Origin of the sequence: Olivibacter sp. SDN3, from assembly GCF_014334135.1 — a bacterium.
GTDB lineage: Bacteria > Bacteroidota > Bacteroidia > Sphingobacteriales > Sphingobacteriaceae > Olivibacter.
The window spans coordinates 4,200,824-4,222,864 of sequence record NZ_CP060497.1; the positions used below are offsets into that span (position 1 = coordinate 4,200,824).

At 38.0% G+C, this 22,041-nt stretch carries 19 protein-coding genes and 1 other RNA gene; 7 read left to right on the plus strand and 13 right to left on the minus strand.

The features are described from left to right. Positions 1-99: 99 nt before the first annotated feature. The 4 genes from sucC to pdxH form a co-directional block, all read right to left on the minus strand. Positions 100-1,290 (minus strand): ADP-forming succinate--CoA ligase subunit beta, encoded by a 1,191-nt coding sequence (sucC, locus tag H8S90_RS17480; RefSeq protein WP_187339140.1) that lies wholly within the window; start codon positions 1,288-1,290, stop codon positions 100-102. Positions 1,291-1,376: 86 nt separating this feature from the next. Beyond that, positions 1,377-2,525: an NADH-quinone oxidoreductase subunit D gene (locus tag H8S90_RS17485; protein WP_187343088.1), complete on the minus strand. Its 1,149-nt coding sequence runs from the start codon at positions 2,523-2,525 to the stop codon at positions 1,377-1,379. Positions 2,526-2,638: 113 nt separating this feature from the next. Then, positions 2,639-3,136, minus strand: a complete 498-nt coding sequence (locus H8S90_RS17490; RefSeq protein ID WP_370525653.1) for an NADH-quinone oxidoreductase subunit C — start codon at positions 3,134-3,136, stop codon at positions 2,639-2,641. Between the two features lie 4 nt (positions 3,137-3,140). Next, positions 3,141-3,788, minus strand: a complete 648-nt coding sequence (gene pdxH / locus H8S90_RS17495; protein ID WP_187339141.1) for a pyridoxamine 5'-phosphate oxidase — start codon at positions 3,786-3,788, stop codon at positions 3,141-3,143. 200 nt (positions 3,789-3,988) lie between these two features. Here pdxH and H8S90_RS17500 point away from each other — a divergent pair, with 200 nt between their 5' ends. Beyond that, positions 3,989-4,549, plus strand: coding sequence for a YqgE/AlgH family protein (locus tag H8S90_RS17500; RefSeq protein ID WP_187339142.1), 561 nt, complete (start codon positions 3,989-3,991; stop codon positions 4,547-4,549). Positions 4,550-4,602: 53 nt separating this feature from the next. Here the strand turns inward: H8S90_RS17500 and H8S90_RS17505 are convergent, their stop codons facing one another. The 7 genes from H8S90_RS17505 to H8S90_RS17535 all read right to left on the minus strand — a co-directional run bounded on the left by H8S90_RS17505 (position 4,603) and on the right by H8S90_RS17535 (position 9,514). After that, positions 4,603-6,018 carry a sigma-54 dependent transcriptional regulator gene (locus tag H8S90_RS17505; protein WP_187339143.1) on the minus strand — a complete coding sequence of 472 codons (1,416 nt, stop codon included), beginning with the start codon at positions 6,016-6,018 and terminating at the stop codon, positions 4,603-4,605. A 57-nt stretch (positions 6,019-6,075) separates the two neighbouring features. Further along, an RNA gene (gene rnpB, locus H8S90_RS17510) (RNase P RNA component class A) lies at positions 6,076-6,454 on the minus strand. 124 nt (positions 6,455-6,578) lie between these two features. Next, complete coding sequence (locus tag H8S90_RS17515) at positions 6,579-7,016, minus strand: cytochrome c (protein WP_187339144.1); 438 nt, start codon at positions 7,014-7,016, stop codon at positions 6,579-6,581. A gap of 2 nt (positions 7,017-7,018) precedes the next feature. After that, the gene (locus H8S90_RS17520; protein WP_187339145.1) at positions 7,019-7,663 is read right to left on the minus strand and encodes an SCO family protein; all 645 of its coding nucleotides are present in this window, start codon (positions 7,661-7,663) and stop codon (positions 7,019-7,021) included. A 9-nt stretch (positions 7,664-7,672) separates the two neighbouring features. Further along, positions 7,673-8,110 (minus strand): hypothetical protein, encoded by a 438-nt coding sequence (locus H8S90_RS17525; RefSeq protein ID WP_187339146.1) that lies wholly within the window; start codon positions 8,108-8,110, stop codon positions 7,673-7,675. Between the two features lie 79 nt (positions 8,111-8,189). Then, a complete protein-coding gene (locus H8S90_RS17530) occupies positions 8,190-8,819 on the minus strand; it encodes a helix-turn-helix domain-containing protein (protein WP_187339147.1) in 630 nt (209 codons plus the stop codon). Between the two features lie 206 nt (positions 8,820-9,025). After that, positions 9,026-9,514 (minus strand): DUF4442 domain-containing protein, encoded by a 489-nt coding sequence (locus tag H8S90_RS17535; protein WP_187339148.1) that lies wholly within the window; start codon positions 9,512-9,514, stop codon positions 9,026-9,028. Positions 9,515-9,732: 218 nt separating this feature from the next. Here H8S90_RS17535 and H8S90_RS17540 point away from each other — a divergent pair, with 218 nt between their 5' ends. The 5 genes from H8S90_RS17540 to H8S90_RS17560 all read left to right on the plus strand — a co-directional run bounded on the left by H8S90_RS17540 (position 9,733) and on the right by H8S90_RS17560 (position 17,578). Then, the gene (locus H8S90_RS17540; protein WP_187339149.1) at positions 9,733-10,968 is read left to right on the plus strand and encodes an MFS transporter; all 1,236 of its coding nucleotides are present in this window, start codon (positions 9,733-9,735) and stop codon (positions 10,966-10,968) included. A 610-nt stretch (positions 10,969-11,578) separates the two neighbouring features. After that, a complete protein-coding gene (hemF, locus tag H8S90_RS17545) occupies positions 11,579-12,484 on the plus strand; it encodes an oxygen-dependent coproporphyrinogen oxidase (RefSeq protein ID WP_187339150.1) in 906 nt (301 codons plus the stop codon). 141 nt (positions 12,485-12,625) lie between these two features. Then, complete coding sequence (gene gyrA / locus H8S90_RS17550; RefSeq protein ID WP_187339151.1) at positions 12,626-15,208, plus strand: DNA gyrase subunit A; 2,583 nt, start codon at positions 12,626-12,628, stop codon at positions 15,206-15,208. 51 nt (positions 15,209-15,259) lie between these two features. Further along, positions 15,260-16,384 carry a lipopolysaccharide assembly protein LapB gene (locus tag H8S90_RS17555; RefSeq protein WP_187339152.1) on the plus strand — a complete coding sequence of 375 codons (1,125 nt, stop codon included), beginning with the start codon at positions 15,260-15,262 and terminating at the stop codon, positions 16,382-16,384. 6 nt (positions 16,385-16,390) lie between these two features. Next, positions 16,391-17,578, plus strand: a complete 1,188-nt coding sequence (locus H8S90_RS17560; RefSeq protein WP_187339153.1) for a lipopolysaccharide assembly protein LapB — start codon at positions 16,391-16,393, stop codon at positions 17,576-17,578. 48 nt (positions 17,579-17,626) lie between these two features. Here the strand turns inward: H8S90_RS17560 and H8S90_RS17565 are convergent, their stop codons facing one another. Together H8S90_RS17565 and H8S90_RS17570 are read right to left on the minus strand one after the other, a co-directional pair. Beyond that, positions 17,627-18,706, minus strand: a complete 1,080-nt coding sequence (locus tag H8S90_RS17565) for a mannose-1-phosphate guanylyltransferase (protein WP_187339154.1) — start codon at positions 18,704-18,706, stop codon at positions 17,627-17,629. A gap of 53 nt (positions 18,707-18,759) precedes the next feature. Then, positions 18,760-19,725, minus strand: a complete 966-nt coding sequence (locus tag H8S90_RS17570) for an SIS domain-containing protein (protein ID WP_187339155.1) — start codon at positions 19,723-19,725, stop codon at positions 18,760-18,762. Positions 19,726-19,821: 96 nt separating this feature from the next. Here H8S90_RS17570 and recQ point away from each other — a divergent pair, with 96 nt between their 5' ends. Then, positions 19,822-22,011 carry a DNA helicase RecQ gene (gene recQ / locus H8S90_RS17575; RefSeq protein WP_187339156.1) on the plus strand — a complete coding sequence of 730 codons (2,190 nt, stop codon included), beginning with the start codon at positions 19,822-19,824 and terminating at the stop codon, positions 22,009-22,011. Positions 22,012-22,041 lie beyond the last annotated feature (30 nt).

Genomic DNA, 22,041 nt, shown 5'->3' on the forward strand with positions numbered 1-22,041 from the left:
TCGTCTGTAATAGTTAACAATAAACCTCCGAAATTACTTCCGGAGGTTTACTTAAATAAATTTCGCTATGCGTTGTTTTGGCAGACCGATAGCCAGAATTTAAGAAAGTACTTTACTCACTAAATCTGCAGCTTCTTTTAATTGTATAGCAGAAAATACCTCCAAACCTGATTCATCAATCAGTTTTTTCGCTTCTTCAGCGTTGGTACCTTGTAAGCGTACAATAATTGGCACGGGAATATTTCCTATTTCATTATAAGCATCGATCACACCTTGTGCCACACGGTCGCAACGCACAATGCCACCAAATATGTTAATTAAGATAGCTTTTACATTAGGATCTTTTAAGATAATATTAAAGCCAGCTTTTACAGTTTCGGCGTTAGCAGTACCACCTACATCTAAAAAATTGGCAGGTTCGCCACCTGCGATCTTAATGATATCCATAGTCGCCATTGCTAGGCCGGCACCGTTTACCATACAACCTACATTACCATCTAACTTAACATAGTTAAGATTAGAACGTCCTGCTTCTACTTCAGTAGGATCTTCTTCTGATAAATCGCGTAATTCTGCGTAATCTGGATGGCGGTACAATGCATTTTCATCTAGATTAACTTTAGCGTCAACAGCTAATATTTTATCGTCCGATGTTTTTAATACTGGATTGATTTCAAATTGAGAAGAATCAGTTGATTCGTAAGCTTTATAAAGTGCGGCAACGAATTTTGTCATATCCTTGAATGCCGCTCCACTTAACCCAAGGTTAAAGGCAATTTTTCTAGCTTGAAAGCCCTGTAAACCAACGGCAGGATCTACTTCTTCCTTTTGGATCAGGTGGGGTGTTTTTTCGGCAACTTCTTCAATATCCATACCGCCTTCGGTAGAATACATGATGATATTGCGTCCGCGCGATCTGTCCAATAGAACACTCATATAAAATTCTTTGGTTTCGCTGGCTCCAGGGTAGTACACATCCTGTGCAATGAGCACTTTATTTACTTTTTTTCCAGCAGGACCAGTTTGCGGTGTAATAAGCTGCATGCCTATGATTTCTTTCGACTTTTCTCTAACTTCATCGATGTTTTTAGCCAATTTCACACCGCCGCCCTTTCCCCGGCCTCCAGCATGGATTTGTGCCTTTACAACAACCCAATCCGAATTAAAATCTTGTTTTAACTTTTTTGCAGCCTCTACTGCTTGCTCAGGGTTGTCAGCAACAATGCCTTCCTGAATGCGCACGCCGAAGCTCTTTAATATAGCTTTACCTTGATATTCGTGAATGTTCATTATTTAAGAATTTTGCGGTAAAAATAGTATTTTATATTGTATATACCAATGGAATTGATCCTTAAAAAGTAGATTTGTTGTACTTATCATCGATCTACCTCACCTAATACAATATCAATCGAACCCAATATGGCAATTAGGTCTGCTATCAGAATATTTCTTGAAAGCTCAGGCAAAACAGAAAGATTGGTAAAGCTTGGTCCTCTGGCTTTCACTCGTCTGGGAATATCCAAACGACCATCAGTGATAAAGTAGAATCCCAATTCACCTTTTGGATTCTCTGCACGTACATAATAATCCTGCGCTTTTGGGGAGACCTTTTTGGGAACAAGGGCTCGGGGATCAAAATCTGGCGTACGTTTAAGTTCCTTTTTTAAGCGTTCCAAACACTGCTCAATAATTTTAACAGATTCTACGATTTCGTCAACTCTTACCTTATAGCGGTCCCAGCAGTCGCCTTTGGCACCCATTATACCCTGACCAATAGGAATATCGAAGTCTATCTCAGGATATACGGAATATTCATCAATCCTACGCAGGTCCCATTTTAATCCAGAAGCGCGTAACATAGGCCCGGAGCAACCATAATTAATAGCAACATCCAATGGTAAAGCACCTATATTAGCGGTTCGGGAAATAAAAATTTGATTGTTTGTTAAGAGATCGTCCAATTCTACTAATTTTGGTTTAAAATAGTTAACAAACTCAGTGCATCTTTCTTCGAAACCAATAGGTAAGTCATAAAATAAACCTCCTACCCAGATATAATTATAGAGCATACGAGACCCAGAAGCCCATTCTAGCATATTCATGATATGTTCGCGGTCTCTAAAGCACCACATAAAAGGTGTAAAGGCGCCGATATCTATTCCATACGTACCTATAGCAATTAAATGAGAAGCAATACGATTCAATTCGCACACCAATACTCTAATATATTCGATCCGCTTTGGTATCTGTTTGTCAATGCCCAACATACGTTCTACCCCCATAACGAAGGCATGGCTGTTATTCATAGAAGCCAAATAGTCCATCCGATCAGTAAAGGGAATAGTTTTTCCGTAATTCATCGATTCTGCATGTTTTTCAAAACAACGATGTAGGTATCCCATATGAGGAACTACTTCCTTTACAATCTCGCCATCAGAAACTACTTCCAAACGCAAAACGCCATGTGTAGAGGGGTGTTGGGGGCCAATATTGATAATCATTTCCTCAGGACCTAAATTAGTCATCCGCTCCTGATACGCGTTTAATGCTGCGTTAGTATCCGTTGTCTCAGTAACCATATCTTTTACTTGTATATGATAGAATGCTATCCAAAGGAATAATAAATTAATCTTGCTAATTAGTTAATCGGTATGCCATGATACGCATCGGCATCTTTATAATCTTTACGTAACGGATACCCCCGCCAATCATCCGGTAAAAGAATACGTCTTAGATCTGGGTGACCTTTGAAAAATATACCAACCAAATCATAAGCCTCTCTTTCATGCCAGTTAGCACTTTGCCATACCGTACTTACACTGTCTACAGATGGTAACACAGAAGTGTCCCTTAAATTTTCAAGCTTTACTTTTAACGTAAGCTGTGTTTTATAGGGGATGGAAGCTAAGTGATAAACTACTCCGAAACCTTCATTCACACCGTAATCTACCCCCGATATACAGGATAGAAAGTCAAACCAGGTTTCGTTATTCTCTCGAAGTTCTCTACAGACATCTAGTATATAGTCTCTATGTACTATCAATGTAGGCTGTAAACCTTCTAAATTCTCATCAACTATACAGTCGTTTCCGAGTTTACGCTGTAGAATATTTTTTATTTCGCTAAGTTCTATCATGAGTTTAAGGGGCTAGACGTTCAATCAGCCAGTAATTTGATTTTTTAGTATACAGAATTCTGTCATGCAGACGATTAGGGCGGCCTTGCCAAAATTCAACTGTTATAGGTTGTACAATATATCCTCCCCAATGTGGCGGCCGTGGTACCGATGTGCTTTTGTACTTCTGAGTTATCCGTTCTAAGTTGCTTTCAAGAACGGCCCTGTCAGCAATGATCGTACTTTGCGGCGAGGCCCAGGCTCCTAACTGACTACCAATGGGTCGCGAATGAAAATAAGAGTCTGAAACCTCGCTACTTGTCTTATCTACAAAACCCTTAATGCGAACTTGCCGCTCGAGATCAGGCCAAAAGAAAACTAGAGAGGCTTTGTTGTTAACGATCAAATCCTGTCCTTTTTGACTATTATAGTTCGTAAAGAAAACAAAACCGTTATCTTCTACACCTTTCAACAACACAATACGGGCTGAAGGCGAACCTTCGCGATCAACCGTTGCTAAAGTCATCGCATTCACTTCTATAACACACGCTTTAATCGCTTGCTCGAACCAAAATTTAAATTGTTCAATCGGGTTTTTTTTAACTTCATTTTCAGTAAGCTTAGATCTTTTGTAATCAGTTCTGATAGCGTTAATAGTTGTTTCTTTATGCATGAGTGGCAATCCTTCTTTTTTTGCACATCTTGTTTAACTACAAACATAAAAAAACATGTGAATTAATACACTCAAAATGCATAAATTGACGGAAATCTGAATGCAAAATTTGTACTTAGCTTGATATCTGAGTGTGGTTCAACAATTAGGTCTAATATTTGTTGTATATTTATATTAGCGGATCGTCAATTTTTTTATTTATGCTTAGCAACAATACTCCCCAAAAAGGCAGCTTACTGCTCTCTGAACCTTTCATGATGGACCCAAATTTTAGACGCTCTGTTGTTCTACTATGCGAGCATGAGGAAGAAAGTATAGGTTTAGTATTAAATCAACCAAGCGCACTTTTATTAAAAGATGTCATGAACGGTATGCCAGACGCCGAATATCAATTATTCATTGGAGGGCCAGTGGGGCAGGATAGTGTACAATTTGTGCATAAATGTTATGATCGATTAAACAGTGGTGTAGAAATAGGAGAAGGCTTATACTGGGGTGGTAATTTCGAAGCACTGCAGTTACTTATTAAAGAAAAGGCTATTGGGTTAGATGAGATTAAATTTTTTATTGGATATTCCGGTTGGGGAGAGGGACAATTAGAAAAAGAGCTTAGAGAAAATACTTGGATGATAGGTAACAGTTATCATCCCGATATAATATTTGTAAATGACGAGGAAAACTTATGGAAACAAGCTGTCATCAGCTTGGGGCCACGTTATGCACATGTCGCAGGCTTCCCACAAAATCCTATGTGGAATTAGTGAGTTACGATAAAAAAGCACTCTTTTTTATCGTAACTCACTAAGTAATTATATTAATTTTCCCTTTTCAATCCGTATTTCTCTATTTTACTATAGAGATGGCTGCGCTGGATTTCAATATCATCAGCTGTTTTTGATACATTCCACGCATTATTCTCTAATTTATACTTGATATATTCACGTTCGGCATGATCTTTATATTCTTGAAAAGAAGAGAACTGGTCAAAATGATTCAATGCAACAGCTTTTTTGTCTTCGCTGCCATTGATAGAACCATTCGTACCTAAGGAGTGGTCTGCCGTTGTAGCGCCACCTGGGTTTGCATAGGCATAAACATCTTTGTCGGTAATCGATTTGTCACTTAAGATAATCAGCCGTTCTACCATATTTCGTAATTCACGGATATTTCCGGTCCACTGTAAGGATTTTAAAGCCTCAATGCCACTATTCGATATTTTCTTTATAGGCATACCGTAGTCGGAACATATTTCTTCGCAAAATTGTTCTGCAATAATTGGTATATCACTTCTACGTTCGGATAAAGGCGGAACATGTATTAGAATAACGCTTAAACGATGGTAAAGGTCCATACGGAAATTCCCGGCTTCGATCTCTTTTTGTAAATCTTTATTAGTCGCTGCGATCACCCGTACATTTACTTCTATTTCTTTATCGCCTCCAACACGTGTGATCTTATTTTCTTGTAATGCCCGTAAAACTTTTGCCTGAGCAGAGAGACTCATGTCACCTATTTCATCCAAAAATAAGGTGCCCTTATCCGCTTGTTCGAACTTACCTATACGTTGCTTAACCGCCGAGGTAAAAGAGCCTTTTTCATGTCCAAACAGTTCACTTTCAATTAATTCAGAGGGTATGGCAGCACAGTTTACTTCAATGAGAGGAGAATTGGCTCTGCTCGATTTTTCGTGTAGCCACCTGGCAACAAGCTCTTTACCGCTTCCATTGGCGCCTGTAATCAATACACGAGCTTCCGTAGGAGCAACTCGTTCAATAGTTTCCTTAATTTTAGATATAGCTTCTGACTCACCTAGAATTTCCCGGGTTTTACTAACCCGTCTTTTCAGAACCTTAGTTTCGGTCACCAACGTACCTCGCTCTAGGGCATTACGAACGGTAATCAACAAGCGATTCAAATCAGGTGGTTTGGAAATGAAATCATAAGCACCCCTTTTACTTGCCTCCACTGCAGTTTCAACTGTACCGTGGCCGGAGATCATGATAAATGGTAAATCTGGTTTGATATTTAAGGCTTCTGTTAGCACTTCCATGCCGTCCATACGGCCCATCTTAATATCACATAGCACGAGGTTAATGGTGTCTTTCTTGATGACTTCAAGTCCATCAAGACCATTATCTACGTCTACTACCTGATAATCTTCGTATTCTAAAATCTCCCTCAAGGTGCTTCTAATCGCACGCTCATCATCAATGATTAATATTTTAGCCATAATTGTTTATTGCGAATAACCACGCAATTTTAATATGCTGAATCGTTATATTCGATATAAAAAAGCAAGTTTATAAGCCGGATTCTGTATCTGACAATCGCAGATTTCTATCATTTATCTAGCCTTATGATTACTCATAAGGTCTAACGACCTACCCATCCTAAGTTCGCCAGCTGGCGAAGAGAGCGAGCAACCCTCATCTCAGGACCTATTTGGTCTTTCAATTCCCGGGGTTTACCGCAATGTATGTCGCCATACAAGGCTGTGAGCTCTTACCTCACATTTTCACCCTTACTCCGATAAATCGGGGCGGTTTGTTTTCTGTGGCACTTTCCGTTCCTGATTTATCAGGACCTTCCTGTTAGGAAGCGAGATGCTCTGTATTGTCCGGACTTTCCTCCTCACCAAAAGGTGCGGCGATAGAACAACTTGCTTTTGGTGCAAACCTACTACAAAAATATTAAAATTGGAAATAGCAATTATAGCTATCAAGGAAGAGCTGTTAAATATCGCAAACTTCAGTATATACCGACTATTAGCACTTAGTTACTTATTTTATTTTACTCGTTTTGCATAGTACAGTTTTTCAGATATCCATTTACTTCCTCCGTAGTGATTAAGCCGAGTTCGTTGCCAAATGAATTACCAACATAAGTGAGGATATAAGCTATTTCTTGATCGGTCAAACTAATGTTGGCTGGCATTTCTGTGTCAAAACCCCTTCCATTTATTGTTATGGTCTTAGACATGCCGTATTTTACTATACAGGGAAGGTTTGGTCGGTGTTGTTTAATAAAATTTGTGTCCGTTAGTGGAGGATATAGATTTCCTAACCCTTCGCCATCATTATTGTGACAATTCTCACATTTTGAAGTGTACAATGATTTGCCATTTGTAAAAAACTGTGCTTTTTTTATCTGTTCTTCGCCTTGGCAGGAACCTATTATTAAAACTATCGTTAAAATAGCTAGCAAGCTACAGGTTGATTTGGACAACATGGCTATCGATATTCTTCTAATAAGATGTCCATATCTTTTAAAAGTTGCGCAACCTGCTCGTCGTCGGTACCATCATATGCTCCACGTATTTTTTTCTCTTTATCTATTAAAATAAACCAACCCTGATGCTCGAATCCACCCGGAGCACTTTCATCTTCCTTGGCATATACCATGTAACGATTTGCCATACCATAGATAGCTTCTTCAGTTCCATGTACAAATTGCCATTGATTTCCTTCAACGCCCAGTTTGTTAGCGTATTTTTTGAGCACCCATGGCGTGTCGTATTTCGTGTCAATGCTATGTGAAAGTATTTTAACTTCTTCGTTGCCCTTATACTTTTTCAGTACCTTTAGGAGATTTTTACTCATGATAGGGCAAATACTCGGACAAGAAGTAAAGAAAAAATCAGCAACATAAATGCTATTGTTGAATGTTTTATTGTTAATAACAATACTATCTTGGTTTACAAAAGAAAAATCAGGAATTGTTTGGTAAACAGTATCTATCACTGTTTTTCCGTCAATTTCTTTGGTGATGGTTTCTCTTTCTCCAAGAACCGGTAGTTTATCTTCTGTGTTATTACAGCCTATAAATAAGTGTATAACTAATAAGGCAGCAATATAGTTTTTAAGAAATGATAACATTTTATATGGCTATTTGTACTTTTCTAATACTTGTTGACTTTCTGCGCTTGCTTTAGCAAATTTAACCTTGACCTCTTGTATTTTCCCTAGCTCTCCCTGTAGGTAATTGCGGACTTCTTCGGGAGTTTTATCTTCTTGATCGGCGTCAAACTCGTGCATCCAATCCGTCATCGATTCATTAGCCTCTTTTAATTTTTCTTGTAAGTTTGCTAAATTCTCCTTTTCAAGTGTTGTATCTAGAGCTGGATTAATCTTTTTAAGACTATCCATTTTAGTTAGTAAAATACTTACCTTCAGGTTGTCTCGTACAATTGTCCCCATTTTAGGCATAATAGAGTCGTGAACAGCAATTACTTCGTCCTGCAATTGTTGGTTCTCATTAGCAATGTTGTTGCAGGCCGATAATGAGGTTAGTGCAATTGCTAAATATAAAAGAGAATGTTTCATATGCGTATTTATTTTAGTGCAAATTCAAATCATTTGCAAACCTATAAAAAAAGGATGTATTAATGTAAGGTAGCAGTCGTTAAATAGCAACAGGCATATAAAATTCAGCTTCTTTTGTCGTATCTACTTTTACGATACCCGCTAAAATCATATTTACCAGCAAACGTTGGGTCTTTCTTCTTGAGAGCTTAAGGTGTTTGCAAATATCTATCAATAGTACTTTATCATGTTCATTCAGATAGTTAAGAAGCTGTTTTTCTTTATCAGTATAGGTGATTAAAACGCCATCAGAAGTTGTGTGCCTTTTCAGTACGTCTACCACAACCTTTCCAGCAAGTAAACTTTTGTCTTTTACACGGATATATACCCACCATTTGCCATCTTCGTTAAGAGCATAATGTGGTTTTACATCGCTTTCTGGAATTTCTGCAATTAAGACCAGTTTGTCGTCAATAGCTGCTTCTTCAAACTTAATTTCTATGGCAGGTCTGCAGTATCGATGGGCAGCTTTTTCAAGAATGTATCTTTCTTCATCCTCATTCTTTACGCCTATTATTTGACCATCATCTGCTACACCAATCAATAGTCGCCCGCCTTTATTGTTTGCAAAGGCAACCAAGGTTTTGGCAATTTTACTTTCATTGCTGATTTTGTTTTTAAAATCCAGCTGTTCTCCTTCTCCCTGTAAAATAGCAGCTTTTATTTTCATCTATATAAATTATTGATATTTTGTTTTTTATAACACTAATGAGCTCGCGTACGCTCGGTTATTGATCGACTCTTGTCTATGTTGACAATAAGACCGCAAAGCTAAGTTGTCCTTAAATAGTAAGTGAGCTGCATAAGCTATTTATTGTTTATTATTCTGATCAATAGTTGAGGTGAGTGTCGTCAGACTTAACCTTTACCGGTGGATTAATAAGAAACTGTTGGATGCTCCTTGTTATACTTTAAATTCCTGACGTATACCTCATTTGTTACTGTCGCACATAAATTTCCGTGTTTATCTTTAATTTCCAATGGAAACTCCTGAATGAATTTGCCCAGTGTATCTAAATCTTTTTTTGCCCTTTCTATATCTTTGTTGGTAATCTTAATACGAAAGTACAGAGAAGTCCTTCCAGGTTTCAAGTAATTGATTGAGGCACTTTTGAGCCATACTCTCGTCTGGTATCCCTTTCTTCTGAAGATTTGGTCAAATAACAAAGCAAAAAAAGGGTCGGCGGCAGCATAAATGGTGCCGCCAAAAATAGAAGAGTTATAGTTCCTATTAAACATACTGTGAGCGATTTTGACGTCTACTCCCAAGAATCCTTTATGAAACTTTTGTACCCAGATGCGTTGAAAAAATAATGGAGGATATAAACGCATTACCCACTTTAATGTTCGTTCGGAAGCTTTCATGAATATCGATTAAAAATACACACAAGGGGTTAATATCCGCTCCGCTTGTCACAGGCTAAAGTAAGAAGTTTTTTTTATTCGTGCACATTTTAATCTGTAAAGAGTGTGTCTTATTTAGCAACACCCTAGGTTAAGCTTAACTAAATACTTCACGCCATTGATCTCTCGCGGCTATTGAGAAATTTTCTATTTTCGTAATTGATTATCAAACTAATTATATGGAACAAACTATTGCCAAGAAGCGAAAGTCAAGAGTATGGTTGCTTATTTTGGTTGCCTCTCTAGGGTATTTCGTTGATATTTATGATCTGGTTATATTTTCTATCGTGAGGATGCAAAGCTTTAAAGATATTGGAGTACCAGAAGCCTTGATGCGTACAGATGGAGAATATGTGTTGAATATGCAAATGGGCGGTCTACTCCTTGGTGGAATTCTCTGGGGTATTATGGGGGATAAATATGGAAGAGTTAAAGTTCTATTCGGATCTATTCTCATGTATTCGTTGGCTAATATTGCCAACGGTTTTGTGCAGGATATCCATGCTTACGCTTGGATTAGGTTCATTGCAGGTATCGGTTTAGCAGGAGAATTAGGAGTTGGGGTTACGTTAGTGAGTGAGAGTATGGACAGAAATAAAAGAGGCTATGGTACCATGTTGATTGCCGGTATAGGTGTCCTTGGAGCGGTGGCGGCGTTCTATGTGTCGGAACATTTCAATTGGAGAAATGCTTATCTTGTTGGTGGGGGCATGGGTGTTTTGTTATTGTTGATGCGTGTTGGAACCTTCGAGTCAGGACTATTTATTAAGCAGCCAAATAGTAAAGATGTTGTCAGGGGCCGCTTTTTTATGTTGTTTGAAAAACGGGACCGCTTTTTACGATATATATATTGCTTGTTTATAGGCTTACCCATTTGGTTTGTTGTAGGCATATTAATAACACAGTCTCCAGAGTTTGGCAAAGCGCTGGGGGCAGAGGAAACGTTAAGCGCTGGAAAGGGCATTATGTACGCATATATAGGTATTTCCTTGGGAGACATATTTGCAGGGCTTTATGCCCAACTTACCAAGTCTAGGAAGAAGGCAGTATTTCTCTTTCAGGTATTAATCTTAATTAGTTCTATCGGGTATCTTTTTAGTATGGGGATAACACCAACGAAGTTTATCTGGTTAGCTTTTTTTATGGGTTTTTCCGTTGGTTACTGGGCTACTTTCGTAACTATTGCTTCGGAGCAATTTGGTACGAACCTACGTGCTACGGTGGCCACAACAGCACCAAATTTTGTACGTGGAGCGCTTATTCCAAGTACTTTTCTGTTCGAGTTTTTTGTACACCAATTTGACATCCTTAAAGCTGCCTTGATCATGATCTGTTTACTGTCGGGGATTGCTATTTTTGCTTTAAGTCAGCTAAAAGAGAGTTTCGATAAGGATTTAGATTATATAGAAGAATAATATGTTGCTTATTATCACGGAAATAATATAACAAATGTAAAGTTTTAGAATAGATTGATATGCTGCTGAGTTTTCCTAAAATAAAAAAGCCTTCAACCGGGGAGATTGAAGGGCTTTACTAACCAATTATAAACCTAAATTATGATAACGCAAAGATAAGCCTATTCCACTTTATTAAAAAATGGTATTCATTAGTGATTTACTTTGTTTGATGTATTTCATTGATAGTAAGTGTATTAATATAATATTGATATAAATATTTGTCTTGATATAATAAAGGGGGTAGGGATTCGTATGGACTCACGGGATTTTTAGTTTAATTTTAATAGAAATATTGTAATATAATTGGAAAAAATACTTATCATTTTACAATAAAATCTGTATAATAAACCTATTAGTTTAGAGGGGTCACTTGAGCCTCACGTAAATCTTGTTATATCGGTTGGTGGTGGTATACGAATTTTCAATGGTACAACTCTTCTGGAAAGAAAAAGCTGCGGTATTAGCCTTTTTAGAAGATATGACAGTCGTATAAATATGATATGCATGATGTTTCTCTGATAGTGTTTATTGTCGGTAATAGACTCTTAATTTGCTATCTTTGTCTGATATGATTGACAAAAAAGAAATTGCTGCGACCTATCAGCAGATTCAGGATGAAATCTGCAGTGGGTTGGAGAAGGCAGATGGAGCCGAACATTTTGAAGAAGAATTGTGGTCAAGGGAAGGAGGGGGAGGAGGGCGTACCCGTATCCTACAAGAAGGAAACGTAATTGAAAGAGGGGGTGTTAATTTTTCCGCTGTATATGGTAAGTTGCCCGAAAATATTAAAAAGGCGTTTAAAGTGGACGAAAACGATTTTTTTGCTACAGGCGTGTCGATTGTTATTCATCCAGGAAATCCGTGGGTTCCAATTATTCATATGAATATACGCTATTTTGAGTTAAACGAAGAGACTAGATGGTTTGGAGGTGGAATTGATCTGACGCCCCATTATGTTGTTCCTGAGGACGCTGTTTTTTTTCATCAATACCTAAAAAAAATCTGTGATGAGTTCAGCCCGGCATTCTACCAACGATTTAAAGACTGGGCAGATGATTATTTTTTTATTAAGCACAGGAATGAAACAAGAGGCATAGGAGGTATTTTCTATGATCGTTTACAGCCTGAGGGCACAGGTCTAGATTATGAACACATTTTTGATTTCTCTAAGGCTTTAGGACGTAGTTTTTTACCAATTTATACCGAGCTTATCGCCAAGAGTAAAGATAAGGTGTTTACTGCACAACATAAAGAATGGCAATACCTTAGGAGGAGTCGCTACGTGGAATTTAATTTGGTGTACGATTCAGGTACCAAGTTCGGACTTGAAACCAATGGTAGAATTGAATCTATATTAATGAGTTTACCACCACAGGCTCGTTGGAAGTATAACTATCAGACGCCACGTGATTCGGAAGAGGAAAGGACTTTATCTTGGCTCAAGAAGGGAGTAGATTGGGTGGGTATTAGTTAATGTATAAATGGTTGAGCGCATGTGAGCTTCAATATAAAGCATGGACCCCCCGTAAATTACTCAATGCCCGATAATCAAAGATTTTTATTAATTTCGCATGCGTAAAAAAGCGAAATAGTTTTTAACGAACTAAAAATTAGTATGGCTGACGAAACAGAAAATGACGATAATTTGGTGCCGGCTAATGACCGGATCATCCCTATTAGTATAGAAGAGGAAATGAAATCCGCCTACATTGATTATTCAATGTCGGTAATCGTTTCAAGAGCCTTGCCAGATGTGCGAGACGGATTAAAACCTGTACATCGGAGGGTATTGTATGGCATGTTGGATTTGGGTGTAACCAGTGGTAAACCTTATAAGAAATCAGCGCGTATTGTGGGTGATGTATTAGGGAAATACCACCCCCATGGTGATTCATCTGTTTACGATACTATGGTGCGTATGGCACAAGATTGGAGTTTACGATATCCATTAGTAGACGGACAGGGAAACTTTGGGTCGATCGATGGCGATAGTCCGGCGGCCATGCGTTATACGGAGGCTAGACTGAAGAAGATTGCCGAAGAAATGTTGGCTGATATTAATAAAGACACCATTGATTATCAACTGAATTTTGATGACTCACTTCAGGAACCGACCGTATTACCTACCAAGATACCAAACCTATTGGTAAACGGTGCGTCAGGGATAGCCGTGGGTATGGCCACTAATATGGCTCCGCATAATTTGAGTGAGGTAATTGATGGCACAGTAGCTTATATTGATAATAGAGATATTGAAGTAAGTGAATTGATGCAATATGTCAAGGCTCCTGATTTTCCTACCGGAGGTGTGATTTATGGGTACTCGGGGGTTCAAGATGCTTTTGAAACCGGAAGGGGGCGTGTGGTTATGCGTGCCAGGGCTGAAATCGAAGTCTCTAAAAATGATAAAGAAACCATTGTTGTTACCGAGATTCCATATCAGGTTAATAAGGCAGATATGATTAAACGTACTGCCGATCTGGTGAATGAAAAAAAGATTGAAGGTATCTCTGCCATACGGGATGAATCTGATCGTGAAGGTATGCGTATCGTTTATGACATAAAACGGGATGCAAACGCTTCTATCGTGTTAAATAACCTTTTTAAATATACAGCTTTACAAACATCATTTAGTGTAAATAATATAGCGCTTGTTCATGGCCGACCAATGTTGTTGAATCTGAAAGACATGATTCACTATTTTGTCGAGCATCGCCATGAGGTGATTATTCGCCGTACTAAATTTGAGCTTGCTGAAGCCGAAAAGCGAGCGCATATTCTAGAAGGTTTGTTAATAGCACTTGATCATCTGGATGAAGTTATCCAATTGATACGTTCATCTGATACTCCAGAGGATGCCCGTGTTGGTTTGATGGAGAAGTTTGGTTTGTCTGATGTACAAGCAAGAGCTATTTTGGACATGACGCTTCGGAGGTTGACAGGACTTGAACGCGACAAGATAAAGGAGGAATATGCCGAATTGATGAAAACCATTGATTATTTAAAATCTGTGTTGGCTGACGAGGCGTTGAGAATGAAGATCATCAAAGATGAACTGCTTGAGGTTAGAGAGAAATATGGAGATGACCGCCGTTCGGAGATTGTGCATTCTGCAGAAGATATGCGCATGGAGGATTTTATTGATGATGAAGAGATTGTAATCACTATTTCACATGAGGGTTACGTAAAACGTACCCCCTTAACGGAGTATCGTATACAGGCTAGAGGAGGGAAGGGGTCGTTAGGGTCGAACACTAAAGAAGAGGATTTTACAGAACATATCATTACGGCGTCCTCACATAATTATATGCTTTTCTTCACCGAGGCAGGACGTTGTTTCTGGCTAAGGGCTTTTGAGATACCGGAAGGAACTCGAACATCCAGAGGCCGAGCTATACAAAACATCATTAATATCCCTAAGGAGGAAAAAATCAAAGCATATATCAGGGTGAAAAATTTAAAAGATCAAGAGTATTTGGAGAATAATTTCATCATTATGTGTACAAAAAGGGGCACTATCAAGAAGACTTCATTAGAAGCCTATTCCCGTCCACGCGCTAATGGTATTAATGCAATCAATATTAATGATGGTGACCAGCTGTTGGAAGCTTGCCTGACGAATGGCGATAGTGAGATCGTAATGGCCCTCCGATCAGGTAGAGCAATTCGATTCAATGAATCTACAGTTCGACCGATGGGAAGAACGGCAACAGGAGTACGTGGTGTAACCTTAGCATCTGCAGAAGATGAGGTTGTTGGCATGATTAGTGTTAACAATAAAGAAGTAACAGTGTTGGTTGTTTCTGAAAAGGGGTATGGAAAACGTACAGATATTGACGATTATCGGGTAACTAACAGGGGTGGTAAAGGGGTGAAAACTTTAAATGTTACCGAAAAGACAGGCCAACTTGTTGCTATTAAAGATGTTTCAGATAATGAGGACTTAATGATCATCAATAAGTCCGGTATCGTTATTCGCATTGCTGTTAGCCAATTGAGGGTAATGGGAAGAGCTACCCAAGGAGTTCGCTTAATAAATCTAAAAGGTAACGATCAAATTGCATCTGTCACTAAAGTTGATCACGATGAAGAGGAGATTGAAGAAAATACCGATATTGTAGTCAACGTGTCTCCCGTGACCGATGAGGATGGTAATGCAGAAAACGGAGAAGCTGAAAACAATGAACAAGAAGATTAAATTTTGGTAAAATAGTTAGTTGTTCATAGCAACTACAAAAAAAATATTGAAATGAAAGCTATTCATTGTACAAAATATATCATAGCCTGTGCGACCTTTCTATTAGGTTTTGGCTTGTTTGACGGTTATGCTCAATCCAATTATAAAGAGGGAAGCAATAACTTTGCCCGGTATACGAAATCAGGCGATATAAAATATCTATTGGAAGCTAGAAAATTTATAGATCAGGGATATATAGAGAAAAGAGATTCAGCTTCGTATGATAATACCTTATTACGCGGGCTCGTATATAGTAGTTTAGCTGTGGCAGACTCAAACAGGACTCAGAAGTATGAAAAGGATCCCATTGATGAAGCGGAATTTATGCTTACACGATTAGACGATGATCAACTCAATCATGAGAATGGTGCTCAGATTGATTATCTTAAAAAACGGTTGGCAGCGGCTTATTTAATCAGAGCTAATAGGGCTTTAACCAATAATAATTACGATGAGGCCTTCAATCTATTTACGAAGGTTGACCAGTATGGCGATGATATCAATGCGAAACATAACCTAGCTTTATTAAGTGATCGTTTAGATAGGAAAGATGACGCTATTGGTTTTTACGATAATTTTATACAGGATAAATCACAAGCTAAACCGAGCTATATTTTGACACTCTCAAAGTTACATCTTGATAAAGGAGACGATAATGCTGCAAAAAATGTGCTTTTAAAAGGACGGGAATTTTTTCCAACTAATAAAGATATTCTGTTTGAACTGATGAATTTATATGCAGTGAATGGCGCTTACGAAGCTATTGTGGCACTAGAAGATCAGGCGATTGCCTTGGAACCTGAAAATGTTAACCTAAATTATTTAATGGGTTTTGCATACGAAGTGACGGGGAACCGTGAGAAAGCTGAAAGCTATTTCAAGAAAACGCTCGAGTTGGACCCTGATGATTACAATAGCAATTATGAGCTTGGTTTACTGTATTTGAAAGACTTTGTGAAAGATACATCAGATCTGGAGAAACAATACGTTGCACAAGAATATCTATTAAAAGCAAACGAAATTAACCCTAATGCTGTTAATGCATTGAAGTCGCTTGCTGTTTTGTTCGACAAATCAGGTAATAGTGTTCAATTAGAGAGAGTAAACAATCAGTTAAATCAAGTTAACATAAATTAAAGTAAGATGAAAATCAAATCAATTTTATTAGCTACACTGTTATTAAGCTCAACTGCTGCTTTTGCGCAAAAAGGCGAGCTGAATAAGGCAAAGAATAAATATAATTCTTATGCCACACTAACGGGTGGAGCGGTAGAAAATTTGCCGGAATTGGCCTTAAAGGAGCTAGGGGAAGCTAAAGAGGCGATTGATAAAGCTTCAGAACATGATAAAACAAAAGATCTTCCAGATACTTGGACATATTTAGCGTTAATCAATTCTGAATACGCAGTTATCAATCAGAAAGCCGAAAAACAGCCTGAGGCAGAGGCTTCTTACAAAACTGCTGGAGAGGCCTTCACCAAAGCTAAAAGTTTGAGTGAAGGGGAAGACGATGAAGAATTACAAGGTAATTTGGAACGTACAGGTAGTTTGCTGGCAAACTATGAAATAGGTAATGGTGTGAAAGCATTTGAAACTAATGATTTCGAGGCCGCATATACTGCCTTTAATAATGGTTTGACGTATATGCCAGGTGATTCAATATTAACGCTTTATGCTGGAATTGCTGCTCAAAATAGTGAAAAATACGATGAGGCTATTGATAAGTTTAAAGAGCTAATTCCAGAAAGTTCCGATGCGTATTTGAATTTATCCGATGCCTATTTGAGAAAAGGTGATACAACTGCTGCATTACAGTATATTGATGAAGCGGCGGAGAATTTTCCGGATAGCGCCAAAATTGTTAATCAAAAAATTGTCTTGAATATCTCAACTGGTAAAAGTGAGAATGTAATTAGCGACATTGAAGCACAAATGGCGGCAGATCCAAGTAACGCAGATTTACCATTCTACTTGGGTTATGCTTATGAGTCTACTAAGCAGCCTGATAAAGCGCTGGAGGCTTACAAGAAAGGCATCGAAGCTAAAGATGATGATGCCCGTAACTATGGAGCAGCGGCAGCTGTTATATTGAATCAAGCGAGAGATATTTACAATGAGGCGAGTGGTATCCCTACTAATCAAGAGGACGAGTACAATGCTAAACTCAAAGAAGCTTATGATTTAGCAGATACTGCCATACCTTATTTGGAAAAAGCTACAGAATTAGCTCCTGAAGAGCGTGCTGGTTGGGAAAATTTCCGCTTTTATTATCAGCTGAAAGGCGAGGACGAAAAAGCGAAAGAAGTTACTGAGAAATTAAATAGCTTATAGTAAAAAAAAGCGATTACAAAAAAAACGGGATTTATAATCCCGTTTTTTTTAAATATACTTTTTCCCATACTTCGATTTAACTTCAGATATAATTTTTTTCACTTGTTGCTCTTCATCTCTTGGACATATGAGTAGTGTATCATTTGAATCGATAATAACGTAATTGTCGAGCCCACTTAAGACCACTAATTTTTCGTTTGGTACGTTCACGATGCAATTTGACGAATTCTTTAACAGCACTTTATTGGTTGTTTGGATGGCATTAAGATAAGCGTCTTTCGGTGTATGCTCATAAACAGAAGCCCAGGTGCCCAGATCAGACCATCCAAAATCGACAGGTAATACATATACATTGTTTGCTTTTTCCATTACTGCAAAATCAATGGATATGTTTATACAACGCAGATATGCAGTGTTTATAAAAGCTTTTTCTAAAGATGTATTGTAAAGTTCTTCATCACCCTCTTTGAAAAGATCATTCATTTCGGGCTGGTACCGTTCAAAGGCTTTTATTATCGCTTGAGCAGACCAAATAAAAACACCCGCATTCCACAAAAAATCACCACTCTTAATAAATATTTCCGCAAGTTCAATATTTGGCTTTTCAGTAAAAGTTTTGACTTTCTTAAAATCTGTTCTTTCACCGATATATTGAATATAGCCATATCCAGTGTCAGGCCTCGTTGGTAACACGCCCAAGGTAATCAACCAATCATTTTCGCAGGCTTTCGTTAAAGATTTCTGAATAGCTTCATTGAATTTTTGTGTTTCGAGTATGAGATGATCTGCGGGTGTAACTATAATAATTGCTTCACTATTTAACTGATAAATTTTATGACTTGCGTAGGCCACACAGGGAGCAGTGTTGCGCATGATTGGTTCGCCCAAAATATTCGAGGAGTCGATGCCCGGTAGCTGTTTTCGTACCGTTTCAATATGCTGGTCATTTGTTACAACGTAAATATGCTCTTTAGGAACAAGCTTAACGAATCGATCATAGGTTGCTTGAATTAACGTTCTTCCGATACCTAATACGTCAATGAATTGTTTAGGGTAGACGGAACGACTTATAGGCCAAAATCTACTGCCAATTCCTCCTGCCATTATAACTACATAATTGTTATTCATTTCCTTTTATGCTATTTTGAGCTGCTTACCCCAAAGAAGGAATCGGAAGTCGTCTAAATGATTCCTTCTTTTAATAGGTCATGTAGATGTATGATCCCGAAATAAGCCCCCTCACGTATCACTAACAACTGAGTTATGTTATTGTTGCGCATCATATTCAATGCATGTACGGCTAGTTCCGAATGATGGATGAGTTTTGGCGTTTTGCCCATAATATCAGCAGCTGTCAAATGATCAATATTTTGATAGCTTTCTAACATTCTGCGGATATCGCCATCGGTTATTACTCCCGCTATGTTGCCATTGTTTACAACGGCTACAGCCCCTAGTCTATTTTTAGTAATTTCAATGAGTACCTCCTTTATACTGCTATCGGGGCTTACTTGTGGTTTCTGATTTTGACTGGCTAAATCTTCGACTTTGAGGTACAGACGTTTTCCCAACGCCCCACCTGGATGATATTTAGCGAAGTCATTATCAGTAAAAGATCGGCATTCGAGTAGGCAGATGGCCAAAGCGTCGCCCATCGCGAGCTGAGCTGTCGTGCTTGTTGTTGGAGCCAAATTTAAAGGGCAAGCTTCGCGGGAAACGGTAGTGTCCAAAATAAAATCTGCATGTTCTGCTAAGTACGATTTTGTATTTCCGACCATTGCAATTATCTTTGCTCCAGAATTTTTTAATAATGGAACCAATACTTTGATTTCAGGGGTATTACCGCTTTTCGAGATAGCAATCACGATATCATCCTTTTGGATCATTCCTAAGTCTCCGTGGATGGCGTCAGCGGCGTGCATGAAAATAGCTGGTGTTCCTGTTGAATTCATGGTGGCTACAATTTTCTGTGCTATTATAGCACTTTTACCTATTCCGGTGATTATTACTCGCCCTTTAATATCGAGAATGGCAAAGACAGCATTGATAAATTCGTCGTTGATTTTTTTAGTTAAATCAGTTATAGCTTCTGCTTCAAGCTTTAAGGCGTTAATGGCAATATTTTCAATATCGAATTTGGTTTTCACAAATATTTTTTATTAATTTTAGTAAGAATTAAGGCAAATTTATGTTATTTTGAGCATTAATAAACATAAGCCTTTCTTTAATTTTTCGGAAGGACAATGGAGATAGAAAAAACATTATTTGACAATCTGCAGAACTTTTTTGGTTTTGATACATTCAAAGGCGATCAAGAAGCTATAATAACCAATATTCTGCAAAAGAAAGACACATTTGTGATAATGCCGACGGGTGGAGGAAAGTCCATATGTTATCAACTGCCGGCATTGATGAGCGAAGGAACTGCTGTTGTTATATCCCCGCTAATTGCATTAATGAAAAATCAAGTAGATCAATTAAGAGCATTTGGTGGAACAGATAGTATCGCGCATTTTTTAAATTCATCACTTAATAAAAGCGAGATTACCAAAGTTAAGCAGGATGTATTGGAGGGCAAAACAAAGTTGCTTTACGTTGCTCCTGAATCTTTATCAAAAGCTGACAATATTGAATTCTTGAAATTAATTACTGTGTCATTTGTAGCTGTGGATGAAGCACATTGTATTTCCGAATGGGGACATGATTTTAGACCTGAATACCGTAAGATAAGGCAGGTAATTAATGGCATAGGAGAAGGAATTCCGATTATAGCACTGACAGCTACAGCTACTCCAAAAGTACAGTCGGATATCCGGAAGAATTTGCAGATGAATGATGCAACGCTATTCAAATCCTCTTTTAATCGGGCTAATCTCTATTATGAAGTACGCCCGAAGAGGAGTGTTGTGAAAGAGATTGTTCGATTTATAAAAAACAATGCTTCTAAATCTGGTATTATATATTGCCTAAGCCGTAAAAAGGTCGAGGAGATTGCTGAAGTATTAAATATAAATGGTATAAAAGCTTTGCCGTACCATGCAGGTCTTGATGCAAAAACTAGAGCAGAGACACAAGATAAATTTTTGATGGAAGATGTAGAAGTTATCGTTGCTACGATTGCTTTTGGAATGGGAATTGATAAACCCGACGTTCGCTACGTCATTCACCATGACATACCAAAGAGTATGGAAGGATATTACCAAGAAACCGGTCGTGCGGGTAGGGACGGGGGAGAGGGGGTGTGTATAGCTTTTTATTCTGAAAAAGACATTGAAAAGCTAACCAAATTCATGAAAGACAAACCGGTTTCTGAAAGAGAAATCGGAACGCAGATCTTGAAAGAAGTTATCGATTATTCAGAATCTTCTGTTTGCAGGCGAAAGCAAATTCTCCATTATTTTGGTGAAAACTTCAATGAAGCCGGATGCAATAATAAATGTGATAATTGTAATAGTCAACGTATTCAGTTTGATGCCGAATTGTCATTGCATAAAATATTGTCTTTTATAAAAGAACAGGGAGAGAAATTTGACGATTTTCATGTAATAAACGTGCTTATTGGTCAAAATAATCAGCCTGTTGCATCCTATAAACATGACACACATACTTTATTTGGCTCAGGGAAAGATGAGGGAGTACTTTATTGGAAAGCACTCATACGTCAGGCTGTTCTTGATAATTTTTTATTGAAGGATATCGATAATTACGGTTTGTTAAAATTAACTAAAGCCGGCCTTGATTTCATTGAAAATCCTTATTCCCTTAAGTTCTATATGAACAAGCCTATGGAAAAAGCTGATGAAAATGGTGATGAAACGCCAATTCAAGGCAATGGAGCTTTGGATACTCAGTTGCTTCAGATGTTAAAAGATCTTAGAAAAAAGATTGCCAAAACGAAAAGTTTACCACCATTCGTAATCTTTCAAGATCCATCTTTGGAGGAAATGTGTACGCACTATCCAATTACAATCGATGAATTAAAACAGATCCATGGAGTGGGGGCTGGAAAAGCGATGAAATTCGGTAGCCAATTTGTTAATCTTATAAAAACATACGTAGAGCAGAATGACATTGATCGGCCGGTAGATCTGATCATTAAAGGTACTGCGAATAAATCTGCATTAAAAGTGTCTATTATCCAAAATATTGATAGAAAAATTGGCTTGGAGGACATTGCGTCTGCAAAAGGTCTTTCTTATGAAGATATTTTGAAAGAGGTCGAATCTATAGTTAATTCAGGTACAAAATTGAATCTGAATTATTTTATTGATGAAATGATTGATCTTGATCGTCAAGAAGAAGTATATGATTACTTCCGTTCTGCAGAGATTGATTCTATTGATTCTGCTCTAAAAGACTTAGGAACAGATGATTATACTTTTGAAGAGATACAATTGATGCGGATCAAATTTATGTCAGAATTGGGGAATTAAGCTGAAGTGGTTTGGTTGTTTTGCAGACTT

Excerpts from the sequence above, each read along its gene's own strand:
- sucC (WP_187339140.1), bottom strand. The coding sequence starts at position 1,290 with ATGAACATTCACGAATATCAAGGTAAAGCTATATTAAAGAGCTTCGGC.
- H8S90_RS17485 (WP_187343088.1), bottom strand. The coding sequence starts at position 2,525 with ATGACTAATTTAGGTCCTGAGGAAATGATTATCAATATTGGCCCCCAA.
- H8S90_RS17490 (WP_370525653.1), bottom strand. The coding sequence starts at position 3,136 with ATGATAGAACTTAGCGAAATAAAAAATATTCTACAGCGTAAACTCGGA.
- pdxH (WP_187339141.1), bottom strand. The coding sequence starts at position 3,788 with ATGCATAAAGAAACAACTATTAACGCTATCAGAACTGATTACAAAAGA.
- H8S90_RS17500 (WP_187339142.1), top strand. The coding sequence starts at position 3,989 with ATGCTTAGCAACAATACTCCCCAAAAAGGCAGCTTACTGCTCTCTGAA.
- H8S90_RS17505 (WP_187339143.1), bottom strand. The coding sequence starts at position 6,018 with ATGGCTAAAATATTAATCATTGATGATGAGCGTGCGATTAGAAGCACC.
- H8S90_RS17515 (WP_187339144.1), bottom strand. The coding sequence starts at position 7,016 with ATGTTGTCCAAATCAACCTGTAGCTTGCTAGCTATTTTAACGATAGTT.
- H8S90_RS17520 (WP_187339145.1), bottom strand. The coding sequence starts at position 7,663 with ATGTTATCATTTCTTAAAAACTATATTGCTGCCTTATTAGTTATACAC.
- H8S90_RS17525 (WP_187339146.1), bottom strand. The coding sequence starts at position 8,110 with ATGAAACATTCTCTTTTATATTTAGCAATTGCACTAACCTCATTATCG.
- H8S90_RS17530 (WP_187339147.1), bottom strand. The coding sequence starts at position 8,819 with ATGAAAATAAAAGCTGCTATTTTACAGGGAGAAGGAGAACAGCTGGAT.
- H8S90_RS17535 (WP_187339148.1), bottom strand. The coding sequence starts at position 9,514 with ATGAAAGCTTCCGAACGAACATTAAAGTGGGTAATGCGTTTATATCCT.
- H8S90_RS17540 (WP_187339149.1), top strand. The coding sequence starts at position 9,733 with ATGGAACAAACTATTGCCAAGAAGCGAAAGTCAAGAGTATGGTTGCTT.
- hemF (WP_187339150.1), top strand. The coding sequence starts at position 11,579 with ATGATTGACAAAAAAGAAATTGCTGCGACCTATCAGCAGATTCAGGAT.
- gyrA (WP_187339151.1), top strand. The coding sequence starts at position 12,626 with ATGGCTGACGAAACAGAAAATGACGATAATTTGGTGCCGGCTAATGAC.
- H8S90_RS17555 (WP_187339152.1), top strand. The coding sequence starts at position 15,260 with ATGAAAGCTATTCATTGTACAAAATATATCATAGCCTGTGCGACCTTT.
- H8S90_RS17560 (WP_187339153.1), top strand. The coding sequence starts at position 16,391 with ATGAAAATCAAATCAATTTTATTAGCTACACTGTTATTAAGCTCAACT.
- H8S90_RS17565 (WP_187339154.1), bottom strand. The coding sequence starts at position 18,706 with ATGAATAACAATTATGTAGTTATAATGGCAGGAGGAATTGGCAGTAGA.
- recQ (WP_187339156.1), top strand. The coding sequence starts at position 19,822 with ATGGAGATAGAAAAAACATTATTTGACAATCTGCAGAACTTTTTTGGT.